The organism is Agathobaculum faecis, assembly GCF_014287995.1.
Lineage (GTDB): Bacteria > Bacillota > Clostridia > Oscillospirales > Butyricicoccaceae > Agathobaculum > Agathobaculum ammoniilyticum.
The window spans coordinates 1-12,314 of record NZ_JACOPL010000029.1 but is presented as its reverse complement, the minus strand read 5'-3'; the positions used below and the strand labels follow the sequence as shown (position 1 = coordinate 12,314).

Here is a 12,314-nt window from a genome sequence, read left to right as displayed (position 1 = left end):
TTCTTGCATCGTGGTATCATAGTTTGTCAAGCAATAGACCGTCCCGAATTTTCCATGCGGACGGCGGTTCGCCAGTTTTGCATACAGGTGCAAACCGCGCAGTACAGCATCGCTTTCTTGCATGTAATCCCACGCAAAGTGTATTTCTGTCAGTTTGACGCGGTTTAACTCCTGTATGTTTTGCTCAGTCAAAAGCCGTGCATCTAAGCCTTGTGTAAAGTCCACCCATGCGCCGCTCTGCACAAGCTGTTCCAGCAGTTCCATGTGATCGGTGCATGCGAGTAAATTTGGGTCGAGCAGTTTAATTTTTTTCTGCCCGCTCCAAAACTCGCTTAAATTTGCAACCTTTCTCGAGCCCCGCCCCTCTTTTTCTGATACGATACAGAAGTGACAGCCTCGTGGACATCCGCGCGTCAGAAACCCATAGGCAGTATCCTGCGGCATCCAGTGATACAGGCCGTAGTCCGGCATGATATGTTCGATTTCGTCCGGCAGACGGTTATCCAGACCGTATCCCGTTCCGCCTTTAATAATCTCCGCAGCATTACAAGGCTCCGGTTCGTCCTCTGAATAGGTATCATCAAAGACGCGGGACATGTATACACGGTCATACTGTGAAAAGCCGTCCCACCATTCTACATGATCACCAATAGATTTGTGATATGCGGATATTTTCATCAGCGCGATATTCGGCCAGTTATGCCCATCCACATCAATTAGACCAATCCTCATATATCTCCACTTCGATCCGCGGGCGTTTCGCGTCCACCTCGAACACATCCTCAAACCCCGCGATCTCTTTCCACCCATCGTTCCGCAGGTATTTCCCCCTGACGAGCGCGTCCTGTATCACCTTCCGGCCGAATGCGGATATATTGTCCTTGTCCCGCCTGCGGTTCGGCTCATACCAGCGGTAAACCATGCGTACCGGACCGTCCGCCCTCCACTTCCCGAGTCTCCCTGCCGCATGCAGCACGACGGCCTCGCACTGCTTTTTCAGCTTCGCGCCCATCTGTCTGTGGCTGCGCTCCGCTTCGATCAGTTCATTCAGCCCCGGCAGCGTGCCGCGTATCGTGAATTTAACCACCTGCGCCCCTCCTTGCCTCAAGCTGCTGCTTCACCCGATCGCGCCACTGCGTTTCCCATTCTGACAACTGCTGTCCGGATATCCCCTGTGCCGCGGGCTTCCTGCCGCCGCTCTCGATCCTGTCCCAGACGATCCCGCGCCAGTTGTTTGCCATGCTCAGGCGTATCACATCGCACACCGCCCGTTCGCCGTGCGCCCCGATCTGGTTCTCTATCTCCGCAAGCAGGCTTTTCAGTCCGACCGGCTTATACGCCTCGCGGCGCTCCTGCTTGTACGCCAGCCATTCACGGACAGTTTCGGCAACAGGCTCCGAAAAGCGTTCGGAGAGTTCGGGCGCGCCCTCTTTCTTAGCTTTCTTGCTTTCTTCTCTTTCTTTTCTTTCTTTCATTGTTGCCCTTTGAGTGCCCTCGGTCTGCCCGCTGTCTGCCCTCGGTCTGTCCTCGGTCTGTCCTTGGTCTGCCATTTGTTTGCCCTCGGTCTGCCCTTGGGTTGCCCCGTCCGATTGATACCGTTCGTATTCGTTGACGGTGATAACGGTCATGTGCCGGTTGCTCCAAACAGCGATCTCTCCGGTTTTTTTCAGCCGGTCAAGGCTCGTCCGCACCTCTTTCACACTAAGGCCGGTCTGCTCTGCCAAACCGGCAAGAGAGGTTGCGATCTGGCCGCGCTCTATCGTCTTTTCTCCCATATCGCGCGGCTCATAGTTCGCATTCAGCAAAAGGTGAATCCAAAGCAGGAGGGTTTTCGGCTCTTTGTACCACCGCCAATTCGCAAGCGAACGGTGCAGCTTTATGTAACCGTTTTCCAGCACCTTTCCACCACCTCATACACCGCCACGGAAACGCCCGTGAGCGGGTCTTTCTGTTTGCCCACCGCCTTTACCCTGCCCGCCTTGCGCAGTTCGGTGAGCCTTGGTTTTACCGCGTTCAGATCGGAAAAGCCCAGCTCATACGCGATCTGCCGCGCGGTCATCTGCCGGCCGTGCAGGCAGCCCAGTATCATTGCCTGCCGCTTTGCCTTGTCTACCGCCGCATGTCCCTCGCGGCGTGTCTCCTCCGTAATGCTCATGCCGCCACCTCAAAAGGGTACATCCCAGTCATCCTTCGGCAGCTCGTGGAAATCGCTTTCCGGCGGTTTCACAGCCGCATAGCCAATATCCTGCGGCATTCCTGATACGTCCTGCCTGTTTGCGTCCCGCGCCTTTTTGGTTTCACCGAAAGTTACCTCGTCGCAGTTGACCTCTATGGCTGTGCGGTTGTTGCCGTTCTGGTCCTGCCACTGGCGGGACTGGACGCGGCCAACTACGATCGCCATCATGCCCTTTGTGAACCACTGCACAACAAACTCAGCCTGTTTACCCCATGCAACACAATCGATGAAATCGGTCTGGCGTTCACCGTTCGGACCCTTGAGGTCGCGGCCTATCGCCAGCCGGAACGAACACACCGCCATATTGCTTTGGGTATGCCTCAGTTCAGGGTCGCGGGTCAATCGCCCCATCAGAATCGCTTTGTTCAGCATCTGTCCAAATCCTTTCTATATTTCAAATCGGCCTCGTTCCAATCCGGATATAGCCCTTGCAGGTATTCCCGCAGCTCCCCGCGTATTTCCTCCCGCTCTACACTCTGGTCAAATCGCCGGTGGCAGTCCGCGCACAGCATAACAAGGTTCATTTCCCGTCCCAAGCCGCCGTGGGAACGCGGAACGAAATGGGCGGCTTGTAATGTGCCGGCCGTCCCGCAAAGCACGCAGCGCTTATTGTCGCGCTCATATACCCGCTTCCATGTCGCGGGCTGTACCGATGTAAACCGTGTTTCACGTCTCATACCGCTCTCGCCTCCGGCTTCCAGTCGTTTATCCATCGCAGGATATCGCCCGGCGGCGCGGTCTCAATGTCCTGGTCTTTGCAGTCCTGCACGACCAGATCAATCAACCGCCCCATCTGGCGGGTGTCGTAAGTAGAGGAGCCGTAGTAGCAGCACAGCAGGTTTTGCCCCGCGTCCTCCACGACCCAGCCAAGCCCCTGTGATTCCCACAGCGTCCATATCAGCTTTCTTTGCGCTTCGTCAATGTACGGAACAAAGCGGGAATTATCTCCGATTTCTATGATGTAACTGCGGTAAATATCCTCCTTTCTAACGCCGGACACCGCAGCCAGCATGCCGCAAAGTTTCCAGAAATAACGATTCGCTTTCGAGCTGCGCCGTTCGATTTTCCGCTTGATCTCGGCGATAAACCACTTGCCAGCCTTCATAAGACCGATTTGCTTCCGTGCCATCCACGGATTTTTCACCCGCAGGCACAGCCACACGCCGCACTCATCCCGCCGCACCTCGGCGCGGTCAAATTCATGCGTCAAGCGCGTTCATCCTTTCCAGCTTTTCGGTCAGCTCGATCAGCGCCGCATTCATCTTTACGATGTCGCCCGCGTCCTGCGCATACTGTTTTTCCCACATATCCTTCGCCATCGCATCATCACCGGCGCAAATCTGATGAATAATTTTCTGCACTTCCTCAGCCTTTTCCCGTGCCGCTGCAAGCGCGGTTTCTGCTTTGGTCTGCTGTGGCTCGTGTTCGTCATACCACTTTTTATAGCACGCCATGCACATTTGCTTTCCTGTATTTTTCTTAGTACCCTCTATGATACTTTCCACACTGTTTTTTTCGGTTGCTCGGATTGCTTTTCCGCACTCCTCGCAGATTTCCGGCGCTTCTCCCTCGTCCAGCCATGCCGCCAGCTTTTCGCCGAGCGCCGGGGTGATGATCTCGCCGTATCCGTCCAAAAAGGTAGTGTCCTTACTCGCTGTCGCGGTGTGGGCTCGGTCGATATTCAGCACAATATCAAACTCGTACTCTGTATCGTCGCGCTGCACCGGCGCAAGCCCAAGCTTGACCGGCACCTGCTTCCCTCGTTCGTTCTCTTCAAGGGCATATTCCATCTTGGAGCGCAGCGTCACAATAACATGGCAATCTGACGCGAGAATGGTGTTTACAAGATTGTTCTGCGCCTTTCCCGCCTCTGCCCATGCGGTGTAGCTTGTCTTGCCGGGGCGGCTGGCGATCTTGTCCTTGAGTTCCAACACGCCGCCCTCGTTACTCCATGCATGGGAAAAGCTGTCCACGATCACCACACCTTCCGTGCCAACCACGCTTGCCGCGTCCGCCACAAGCGCCTTGTACCGTTCGGGGGAATAAGGCGGGGTCATTGTGCAGTGTAAAAACTCGCCTGTCCCTAAATCCTCACGGTTTGCATAAAACAGCGCGCGGTCATGCTCGGTATCCAATACCGCGATTTTACCCCAGTTCTTTGTCATGCCATAGGCAATGTACAGCGCGCCCAGCGTCTTTCCAGAACCCGAAACGCCCGTAAGCGCCATGCGCAGCTTTGCTTTTTTGCGTACTGCTTTTACAAACATACTCATAGGTTACCCTCACTTGATCTGCAAATTTCTGTTTTCCACCAGCTCCGCGCCTGGCACCAGTTCCCCCGCCTGCAGCAATTTCTTTATTGCGGACTTGTCCGGCTGGCGGTCTATCTTGACCTTGCACAGGTCGTCCGGTATCTCAACATCACTTAAAATGTTCACAGCCGTACTCTTGCGGAAAGAAAGTGCCGCCCTCGAGGTTTCTATCTTATCCTTGCCCACCGCCGCCATGCTCTGCGCCAGATGATTTTTCAGGCTTTCCGCACGTCTCTTCGCCGCCGCTTCGCGCGTCTTGAGGTTATCCATTTCATCATGGATCGCCTTTGCCTGCGCCAGCAGGCTCTTAATAGCTACCGCATAGGCTTCCGCTTTGTCCTCGAACGCCGCGTCCAGCGTATCCACGGCTTCAAAACCCACCACTTCGCCGGTTTCTTCGTCCACCCGCAGCGCATCTATTGCCGCCTGAAACTGCGTGGTCAGCTCATATAAATTCGTACTCATATTTTTCATCGCTCCATTTCTGATAAATCGCGTCTATGTCCGGTTCTCCACGATCGTCCTGCTCCATCGGTTCCAGCCGCCTTTCCGGACAGCCGGTTAATGTATCTCTTGACATTTTCGTTCCTCGTGTTATTCTATAAGTGTGTTATTGTCTTTGCCGCTTTCCCAGTTGGCGCTGGGGAGCGGCTTTTACTTTTCCTTGAACAGTTCTTCAAACGGTATCCCTGTCAACTCTACCAGCCGCCTGCAAAGTGACAGGCGCGGGTCGCGCATCCCATATATATAATTCTGCATTGTCGCTTTACTTATATCTGACATCTCAGCCAGACGGCTGATGGAAACGCGGTTCGCCCGCATCCACGCTTCAAGCGCGGGATAAATGATCTTGTATTTCCTACCGTACACTTTCCATCACCGTAATCTTTCGCGCAAGCGGCTGTAAGTATTTCGGGTCCGGTTCCTGGCTATCCGCGATCGAGTGGAACGTCTCTGCATTTTCCTTTGTTTTGCGCCTCAGCTCACGCATTTTCTCGAAATTCATGCGCCCTTTCTCCTTTCGTTTATCTCGTGCTGCGCCTCCTGCTGGGCGTACTTCTCCATCAGGTACCAGCCTGCCAGCCCGCAGATAACGCTGCAAACGCATAACACTCCGAGCAGTCCAACTGGGAAACTGTCTTGACCGCACGCCGCTATGAATGCACTGGCAAGGCACAGGCCGCAGAACAGCTTGTACAGCTTCATGTCCGATCACCCGCAATTACCTGCGCCGCGTGTCTTGCAAGATAGCGATGTGGCCTTGTCCCCGGCAATGGTGCAAGTACCCGCAGACGATTCCTCGCCGCTTTGTAGCTCATACCGGTTGCTCTTTCTATATCTGCAAATGTGCAGTATTCATTTCCTGATTCAGCCTTTAGCTGCGTTTCAAGCGTTCTGGCATCAACCTTTGTTCTATACATCTTTCTTCACCTCCAAAACAATCTTTATATCCGCTACATCTACATCGCAAAGCGCCGCTACCAGTTTCTTGATTTCCAGTACCGTGTTACGCGCGTCGCTCGCACAACTCTCCAGCGTCTTTTCGTTTTTCATAAAATATCCTCCATTCCTTGCCAGAGGTAGGAGGATATGGTATAATATCCTCGATACCTCGTAGCCGCAATACGTGGTGTCACGCCCTGTCGGATGGTGCAACATCCGGCGGGGCATTTTGTTTGTCCTCCCCATGTGGTATACTGTTGGGGAGGTGATTTGAAATGCTTGATTCAAAGACTCTATCTCTATTGTTGTTCCTCCAAGATCATAAGAACGAATGGACAACAGAAAGCGATCTTATACGGAACGGTTTTGCGTACGACTCGTTTTGGTTCGGGTACCTGAAAGAAATGAAATATATTGATTGCGCCGTTCATCTTGAAGAACAATATAGAATCACTCCCATCGGAGAAAGCGCCATCATTGAACACAATCGCACAAAAAAGAGCGATATGAAATCGACAATCGCAATTATAATTTCCATCGTTGCGATTATCATTTCTTTTGTCAGCCTGTGTGTAGACGCATCCAAAGCACAAGAACCGACAGAATCAAGCCAATCACAGACAATATCAGCGCAATATCATTAAGTTCTACATTTGGCTTTCTCATTTACTCACCGTCTCTCTCCTGCCGCGCTGTCTCTTCCAGATAGTCCTGCGCCCGCTCGTCCGCTTCCGCTTCAATCTGCATCTGCCCGATCAGCCGCACGATCTCGCGCTCCCTGCGCGCCTCGCCCTTCTTGCTGTATTCGCCTGATGCAATCTGATGGCACAGGTCAATAATGCGGAATGCGCTGTTTGATATTTTCTGTAAATTCATGGTTCGTTTTTCCTCCTCTGTTAATTGCTGAAAAATTAATTTCCTCCGCATCCCCCGCCATTGGTACCCTCAACATATGTATCAACGGTTACATAGCGAACAGGTATTTGATACATTTTTATGGTTTGTTCCAAACTGGATTTGACATCGTTCAATGCCTCGATGGCGCGTTTGAAATCCTCAATCCGGACAAAGCAGCGGAAATTGGACTGTTGACTATTGCCATCACCTCCGCGTCCCCTATCATCAAGCAATCTGATATCCACTGATGGACAAGAACGGTATAAGCTCATATCTTGACTAATTTTTTGCCCATCTATAGCAAGTTCGATTTCCCTTGCGTCTCGTTTCTGCCGCTCTTGTACCGCTAATACAAGGGCGGCGATTTCTTTTGGGTCGCCTTTGATTGATATTTCCAATTTGTTCACCTCTTATGTTTTCTGGTTTTCTCATCTGTGATATAGATGTTTGCAGAAAGCATCCTGCAATTTAGAAATGCAGTCTTTCATATCCGCATTTAGTTTTTCTGGACTTTCCCACTCCCCATCAAATTCAGCGGTTATGGTGATCTGCGGAAGTGCCGGAACAAGATCCCCGTTTCGGTTCATAGCTGTTCCTACATAGCAGTCTGATGCCACTGAAATCTTTGCTTTTTTCTCAAAACAGTACTTTGCGTTCATTTCCTATCTCCTTGCTTACGGTGCAGATTTTTCCGTTTCCGAATCGCGTCCCAGCGTCTTTATGACCTCGTCAAAGGTCATGCCGTAGGCCGTGCGGTTGAGCTTGTCCAGCTCATACTTGACGCTCGCCGCTTTGACTTCCAGCTCGCGGACTGTCATATTTTTATCACTCAATTTGTATTCCTCCTATTGCGGCTTGTAGGAGGATGTGGTACAATCTTCCTGCAAGCCTGATTGCCTATCCAATTAGGTTTGCCGCCCTCGTTCCTGTGTCAGCAGGGGCGGGGGCATCTTGTTATCTTTCAATGTGATAAAATCAAATCGAAAGGAGGTCGTGCCAATGGAAGAAAAGGTTACATGCACTTCCGAAGAAGAAAAGGCCAAACTTGAACGGGAAGGATATGTTGTAGTTTCTGTTGCAAACTTCTCGTCTGGCGACGGAGTAACTTACACTCTTGAACGCGGGTCTACTTGGAGCAAAAAATTCAAAGAGTTGTAACCGTAAAGCCGTCCTACGCTGCAACGTGGGGCGGCTTTAATCCTTCATGTTCCCCGATACCAGATACAAGTCTGCGTTGTTCTCTCCCGCATCAAAAAGCACCTTTCCGTCTTTTCCTCTGGCCTTGCCATCTTTCACGATGGATATATGCGCATTGTCCAAATGGATTTCGCCACAGCAATTTCCGATTTTCATTCCGCGTGGAGCCGGCACAAACACATGCGTCAACTCTCTCGGGTTATGCGGTTGCGCTGCCATGTTTTTGATTGCCTCGTTCGCTCGCTTTACAAACTCATTTGTTGCGTCTATTCTCACTCACCCTCCCCAAATGCGTGTTCGTCCTGTTTATTGGACTTGTGCCGCGGTGCGCGACATATGCTATAAAGGCTCTCTACTGATTTAGACAAACGGAATAACGCGCTCCCCAGCAGGATAATCGATATGGTTTGGAGAATCTCAACAATCATGTCAGTCACCTCCTTTCATGATGCAGGTTTGTCTGCTTCTTTTGCTAATCCTCGCTCTAAAAGTTGGCGAACAATCTCCGCATAAGAACATCTTATGAAACGATCATCCTTTCTTAATTCGAGAATTTTTCGATCAATCTCATCGGGCAGAGCGATGGTAATTCGTCTCATATCAGTCAATATCTTTCCACTCCTTTCCAAGTTCTGAACCTTTGCCCTGTATTTTCATTATAGTTCAGAACCCATGAACTGTCAACAAATAGTTCGGAACCAATTTAACAAAAGTTCATCACTATTTTTGTGTATTTTTGTATGAACTTTTTCTTGATTTGGTGATGAACCGATGCTATTATTGATGTATGAAAGGAGGAAACTATATGCCAACTGATAAACCAAGGGTTACTTTTACAGTAGATCAAGACACTCTTAGTAAAATTGATGAGTACCGTCTTGAAAATAATTCAAAGAACCAAACACAAGCTATACTCGCCTTAATCGAAAAAGGCTTGTCGGATTATGAGTGTACAAATTCTGCCAATAGTTGCGTATCTCAAAATCTTTATACTGTTGGTGAAAAGTCCATGATAAACAAATACCGCGCTCTTGACGAGCGCGGAAAAGAAATAGTGGATTCAGTTTTAGATATTGAATATAGACAATGTGCGGAATCGACTTCGCCAACGACTATGCAATTGGCAGAAGTGTTTGAAATCCCGTATCTTCTGCAACCCGCATCGGCAGGCCCTGGACAAATTGCGGATGATGAAATAACGGACAAAATTCCTGTGCTGCGCAATGTATGGACGGCAAAAGCTGACTACGCTTTGCGAGTGTCTGGCCGCTCAATGGAGCCTGATGTACAGGACGGTGATATTGTTCTGGTGCGTTCGCAGCCCGCTGTGCATATCGGAGAAATCGGCATATTTATTCAAGATAGTCAGCGATATATAAAAGTATTTCGTGGAAATTACTTGGAAAGCCTAAACCCTGAATGCGAAAATATCATGCCAGATGAAACGACCCGCTGTATCGGATGGGTGATCGGCGTACTAAAGCCAGAATGGATTGCTAAATAAAGGAATGGGGGATATATATGTTTTGCATCAATTGTGGCACCCAATTTGACGGGGCTAATTGTCCGAATTGCGGCCATCCCGCATCAAAATACGCATCTTCCGGTTCGGCACGTCACATCTATTATGATAATGATGGGGATGAAATTGATCTCGCGGTCGTGCGAGGAGTTTACAGAAACAAAACAGCTGTAAAGAATTTTTTTAGGAATCTCACCACTTATTCTCCAGAAGAGATCAATAATATTGTAAATTATATGTTTTCATCTGTGCCGCCCAAGCCGTATAGTATTCTTGAAGCGGGAAGAATGCAAAGGCAAATCGAGGCAGGACTTCCTATATCAAAGAAGTCTTTACCGCCACTATTTAGAATTGTTGCGCTGTGCATATCTATTTTCCTTTTTGTAATGATTATATGGTTATTATGGACTTCGTTTTCCCCATTTTCGTCGAACATTAAAGATGATGGATTGGTTACTTTATCTGAATATAATTCAATTCAAAACGGAATGACATATTCAGAAGTTATAGATATATTTGGGTCTGATGGAGAAAACTTATCATCTGTCACAATTGGAGATGAACAATATCATACTGAAATATATTCTTGGGATGGAAACGGTTCACTTGGAGCAAACTGCAATATTACTTTCCAGGGAGGAAAAGTGGTAGCTAAAGCTCAAATTGGGTTAGAATAGTTAAAAAGGGGGATAAATTTATGTATTGTCAAAAATGTGGATCTCAAATGGAAGATGGCGCAAAATTCTGCCCATCCTGCGGCGCTCCAACACAAAATAATTCACAGTCCAATTACAATCCAAACATTTATGTTAATAACACCAATACAAACATTAATGATTTCGGTTATACATATAAAAATAAATGGGTCACATTTTTTCTCTGCCTGTTTCTTGGGTGCATTGGCGCTCATCGCTTCTATGTTGGAAAAATCGGAACTGGCGTTCTATACTTATTAACCCTTGGCTTATTTGGATTTGGAGCTTTGGTCGATCTTATTATAATCTTAATCGGTTCGTTCACGGACAAGGCCGGATTCCCGTTAAAGTAATAACGGCATATAATTCATGACCGAACCACGCATGATCGTAATATGCTCCAAATGCGGAGCGCCATGCCATACTCTCGGGTACGATAAAGCTACCTGCTCATTCAAATACGATTATTCCAAGCCTTGCGGAAAATGCGGCGCTGCCGATTGGGTGGCGCATGAGGTCGGGCGAAACTGGAAAACGGGACTTTGGGAGAAAACAGATAAGAATATATAAAAAATCCCGCCCCTGCGCTACCAACACAGAGACGGGATAAAGAGGTACAGATCAATCTTAGCGGGTCAATCTGTACCTCTATTTTACCATACTTTTTTAAGGTAAGAAAGGGGTATTTTTTATGGCAAAAAAGAAATTGTATACAGCGACCTATACGTTTGATGGGAAGCGTTACTACGTCCGTTCGTCTATTAGTCAAAGGGAAGCTGACAAAAAGGCTGCCAAGGCTCTCGCCGCCCGAGAGGAAGGCATCCCAAAGCTCGATGAAAACACCACGGTCACAGAATACGCTACTCGCTGGGTGGAAACTTACAAGAGAACAACAGTGTCCAAGCCCGTGTACAGCGAATATGTGCATCGAATCAATGACATTATCATTCCGGCGATTGGGCCGCTAAAGATGAAAAATATCAAACCCACCCATTTGCAGGAAATAATGAACGCTCACGCGGATAAGTCAAAGTCTTATTGTAGTAAGTTGCTCGTTATAATCCATGGTATATTCCGTCAAGCAGTAAAGGATGAAATCATCCGGCGCGACCCGTCCGAGGCCGTAAAAGAGCCAAAAACGAAAAGCGGAACGCATCGATCTATAACGCCAGAGGAGCGACGCAAAATTCTCGAAACCGCAAAAACGCACCCATTTGGTCTGGCGGTGAAAATTCTCCTCATGTGCGGCCTGCGACCGCAGGAAGTCGTTGCGCTGAAGTGGTCTGATATTGACCAGATAAACAGACGTATTATGGTACGCCGCGCACAAAAAAAGAGTGGAGATATCGCAGAAACGAAAACCGAAGCTGGCGCTCGAAACGTCCCCATACCACCGGCCTTGTGGGATTCATTGTCTATCCCTGATGATATAGACAAACGAATTATCGTGCCGCCGAGAGGTGAAGGGTATACATATTCCGGAATGCTATATGCATGGCATAAATTCAAAGCTGCCGCTGATGTGAATATTGATATGTATGATCTTCGGCATACATATTGTACCGATTTAGAGGCGGCGGGTGTGCCGATCAACGTAGCCAAATATCTGATGGGGCATAGCAACATCCTAATGACATCAAAAATATACACCCACATGAGGGACGACACGCTTGCATCCGCAGCGGATAAAATCGCGAAAATAGGTGCAACAACAGGTGCAACAATAAAAGGGAAATTTGCGGTCAAAAACGGAAAATTCATTCTTATTCGCGATCGTAACTTTGAAACAAAAACAGGCACAAAATAATTGAATAATCCCGAAATTCAAGAAAAATCTCTTGTTTATCGGGATTATTTTTTTGTATTTGAAAAATCGAATAATATAAAAGATGTCTGCCGTGCATACAGCATTTGTATATAGGTATTATGCGGCTTTTATGACATTGGTGCAACAATAAGTGCAACATTAAAAAGGAGGCCGAAGCCCCCTTTTTAATAGCATAACATAGTCA

26 protein-coding genes are annotated in these 12,314 nt (G+C 48.7%); 6 read left to right on the top strand and 20 right to left on the bottom strand.

The genetic code is table 11. The annotated features are described in order from the left end of the window. The 14 genes from H8S45_RS15155 to H8S45_RS15095 all read right to left on the bottom strand — a co-directional run. Nucleotides 1-711, bottom strand: a 711-nt coding sequence (locus tag H8S45_RS15155; protein WP_186950478.1) for a radical SAM protein, incomplete at its 3' end; no start/stop codon positions are given. A 1-nt stretch (nucleotide 712) separates the two neighbouring features. Further along, nucleotides 713-1,087: a RusA family crossover junction endodeoxyribonuclease gene (locus tag H8S45_RS15150; protein ID WP_330603228.1), complete on the bottom strand. Its 375-nt coding sequence runs from the start codon at nucleotides 1,085-1,087 to the stop codon at nucleotides 713-715. Next, nucleotides 1,080-1,898: a hypothetical protein gene (locus H8S45_RS15145; protein ID WP_186950473.1), complete on the bottom strand. Its 819-nt coding sequence runs from the start codon at nucleotides 1,896-1,898 to the stop codon at nucleotides 1,080-1,082. Before H8S45_RS15145 ends, H8S45_RS15150 begins: the two co-directional genes overlap by 8 nt. Further along, entirely contained in the window at nucleotides 1,877-2,155 is a 279-nt protein-coding gene (locus H8S45_RS15140) for a DNA gyrase (RefSeq protein WP_186950471.1), read from the bottom strand. The genes H8S45_RS15145 and H8S45_RS15140 overlap by 22 nt, the downstream gene beginning before the upstream one ends. Nucleotides 2,156-2,164: 9 nt before the next feature. Further along, a complete protein-coding gene (locus H8S45_RS15135; protein WP_054328472.1) occupies nucleotides 2,165-2,608 on the bottom strand; it encodes a single-stranded DNA-binding protein in 444 nt (147 codons plus the stop codon). Next, entirely contained in the window at nucleotides 2,602-2,913 is a 312-nt protein-coding gene (locus H8S45_RS15130; RefSeq protein WP_186950185.1) for an HNH endonuclease, read from the bottom strand. Before H8S45_RS15130 ends, H8S45_RS15135 begins: the two co-directional genes overlap by 7 nt. Next, the gene (locus H8S45_RS15125; RefSeq protein WP_186950469.1) at nucleotides 2,910-3,446 is read right to left on the bottom strand and encodes a hypothetical protein; all 537 of its coding nucleotides are present in this window, start codon (nucleotides 3,444-3,446) and stop codon (nucleotides 2,910-2,912) included. The genes H8S45_RS15130 and H8S45_RS15125 overlap by 4 nt, the downstream gene beginning before the upstream one ends. After that, nucleotides 3,436-4,509 (bottom strand): AAA family ATPase, encoded by a 1,074-nt coding sequence (locus tag H8S45_RS15120; protein WP_186950467.1) that lies wholly within the window; start codon nucleotides 4,507-4,509, stop codon nucleotides 3,436-3,438. Before H8S45_RS15120 ends, H8S45_RS15125 begins: the two co-directional genes overlap by 11 nt. A 9-nt stretch (nucleotides 4,510-4,518) precedes the next feature. Next, nucleotides 4,519-5,013: a siphovirus Gp157 family protein gene (locus tag H8S45_RS15115; protein ID WP_186950465.1), complete on the bottom strand. Its 495-nt coding sequence runs from the start codon at nucleotides 5,011-5,013 to the stop codon at nucleotides 4,519-4,521. Next, complete coding sequence (locus H8S45_RS16650; protein WP_256435241.1) at nucleotides 4,994-5,128, bottom strand: hypothetical protein; 135 nt, start codon at nucleotides 5,126-5,128, stop codon at nucleotides 4,994-4,996. Before H8S45_RS16650 ends, H8S45_RS15115 begins: the two co-directional genes overlap by 20 nt. A 74-nt stretch (nucleotides 5,129-5,202) precedes the next feature. Further along, nucleotides 5,203-5,370, bottom strand: a complete 168-nt coding sequence (locus H8S45_RS16645) for a helix-turn-helix domain-containing protein (RefSeq protein ID WP_256435242.1) — start codon at nucleotides 5,368-5,370, stop codon at nucleotides 5,203-5,205. A gap of 37 nt (nucleotides 5,371-5,407) precedes the next feature. Beyond that, on the bottom strand, nucleotides 5,408-5,554 hold the full coding sequence (locus H8S45_RS15105; RefSeq protein WP_153802402.1) for a hypothetical protein: 147 nt from the start codon (nucleotides 5,552-5,554) through the stop codon (nucleotides 5,408-5,410). Then, entirely contained in the window at nucleotides 5,551-5,754 is a 204-nt protein-coding gene (locus H8S45_RS15100) for a hypothetical protein (protein WP_186950461.1), read from the bottom strand. The genes H8S45_RS15105 and H8S45_RS15100 overlap by 4 nt, the downstream gene beginning before the upstream one ends. Nucleotides 5,755-5,961: 207 nt before the next feature. After that, nucleotides 5,962-6,102 (bottom strand): hypothetical protein, encoded by a 141-nt coding sequence (locus H8S45_RS15095; RefSeq protein WP_153802403.1) that lies wholly within the window; start codon nucleotides 6,100-6,102, stop codon nucleotides 5,962-5,964. A 164-nt stretch (nucleotides 6,103-6,266) separates the two neighbouring features. Between H8S45_RS15095 and H8S45_RS15090 the strand changes: the two genes are divergently transcribed. Next, nucleotides 6,267-6,635 (top strand): hypothetical protein, encoded by a 369-nt coding sequence (locus H8S45_RS15090; protein WP_186950459.1) that lies wholly within the window; start codon nucleotides 6,267-6,269, stop codon nucleotides 6,633-6,635. A gap of 22 nt (nucleotides 6,636-6,657) precedes the next feature. On the opposite strand, the gene H8S45_RS15085 is transcribed toward H8S45_RS15090, so the two are convergent. Genes H8S45_RS15085 through H8S45_RS15070 form a run of 4 tightly spaced genes read right to left on the bottom strand, consistent with a single transcriptional unit; the run spans nucleotide 6,658 to nucleotide 7,721 of the window. Next, nucleotides 6,658-6,867, bottom strand: a complete 210-nt coding sequence (locus H8S45_RS15085) for a hypothetical protein (RefSeq protein WP_186950457.1) — start codon at nucleotides 6,865-6,867, stop codon at nucleotides 6,658-6,660. 35 nt (nucleotides 6,868-6,902) lie between these two features. Beyond that, complete coding sequence (locus tag H8S45_RS15080) at nucleotides 6,903-7,286, bottom strand: hypothetical protein (protein ID WP_186950455.1); 384 nt, start codon at nucleotides 7,284-7,286, stop codon at nucleotides 6,903-6,905. A gap of 30 nt (nucleotides 7,287-7,316) precedes the next feature. Continuing rightward, nucleotides 7,317-7,547, bottom strand: a complete 231-nt coding sequence (locus tag H8S45_RS15075) for a hypothetical protein (protein ID WP_054328479.1) — start codon at nucleotides 7,545-7,547, stop codon at nucleotides 7,317-7,319. Between the two features lie 15 nt (nucleotides 7,548-7,562). After that, nucleotides 7,563-7,721: a hypothetical protein gene (locus tag H8S45_RS15070; RefSeq protein ID WP_153802404.1), complete on the bottom strand. Its 159-nt coding sequence runs from the start codon at nucleotides 7,719-7,721 to the stop codon at nucleotides 7,563-7,565. Nucleotides 7,722-7,887: 166 nt separating this feature from the next. Between H8S45_RS15070 and H8S45_RS15065 the strand changes: the two genes are divergently transcribed. Further along, nucleotides 7,888-8,046, top strand: a complete 159-nt coding sequence (locus H8S45_RS15065) for a hypothetical protein (protein WP_186950453.1) — start codon at nucleotides 7,888-7,890, stop codon at nucleotides 8,044-8,046. Nucleotides 8,047-8,082: 36 nt separating this feature from the next. Here H8S45_RS15065 and H8S45_RS15060 read toward each other — a convergent pair whose 3' ends face one another. Together H8S45_RS15060 and H8S45_RS15055 are read right to left on the bottom strand one after the other, a co-directional pair. Further along, the gene (locus tag H8S45_RS15060; protein WP_186950451.1) at nucleotides 8,083-8,361 is read right to left on the bottom strand and encodes a hypothetical protein; all 279 of its coding nucleotides are present in this window, start codon (nucleotides 8,359-8,361) and stop codon (nucleotides 8,083-8,085) included. Nucleotides 8,362-8,528: 167 nt separating this feature from the next. Further along, nucleotides 8,529-8,693, bottom strand: coding sequence for a hypothetical protein (locus H8S45_RS15055; RefSeq protein ID WP_153802406.1), 165 nt, complete (start codon nucleotides 8,691-8,693; stop codon nucleotides 8,529-8,531). Nucleotides 8,694-8,890: 197 nt separating this feature from the next. On the opposite strand from H8S45_RS15055, the gene H8S45_RS15050 reads away from it, so the two are divergent. From H8S45_RS15050 to H8S45_RS15035, 4 genes are all read left to right on the top strand, one after another. Then, entirely contained in the window at nucleotides 8,891-9,589 is a 699-nt protein-coding gene (locus tag H8S45_RS15050) for a S24 family peptidase (protein WP_054328481.1), read from the top strand. Nucleotides 9,590-9,606: 17 nt separating this feature from the next. Next, nucleotides 9,607-10,284: a DUF3862 domain-containing protein gene (locus tag H8S45_RS16060; protein WP_207724518.1), complete on the top strand. Its 678-nt coding sequence runs from the start codon at nucleotides 9,607-9,609 to the stop codon at nucleotides 10,282-10,284. A gap of 20 nt (nucleotides 10,285-10,304) precedes the next feature. Beyond that, on the top strand, nucleotides 10,305-10,655 hold the full coding sequence (locus tag H8S45_RS15040; RefSeq protein ID WP_082397420.1) for a TM2 domain-containing protein: 351 nt from the start codon (nucleotides 10,305-10,307) through the stop codon (nucleotides 10,653-10,655). A gap of 338 nt (nucleotides 10,656-10,993) precedes the next feature. Then, nucleotides 10,994-12,109, top strand: a complete 1,116-nt coding sequence (locus H8S45_RS15035; RefSeq protein WP_186950449.1) for a tyrosine-type recombinase/integrase — start codon at nucleotides 10,994-10,996, stop codon at nucleotides 12,107-12,109. The last annotated feature ends 205 nt before the right edge of the window (nucleotides 12,110-12,314 follow it).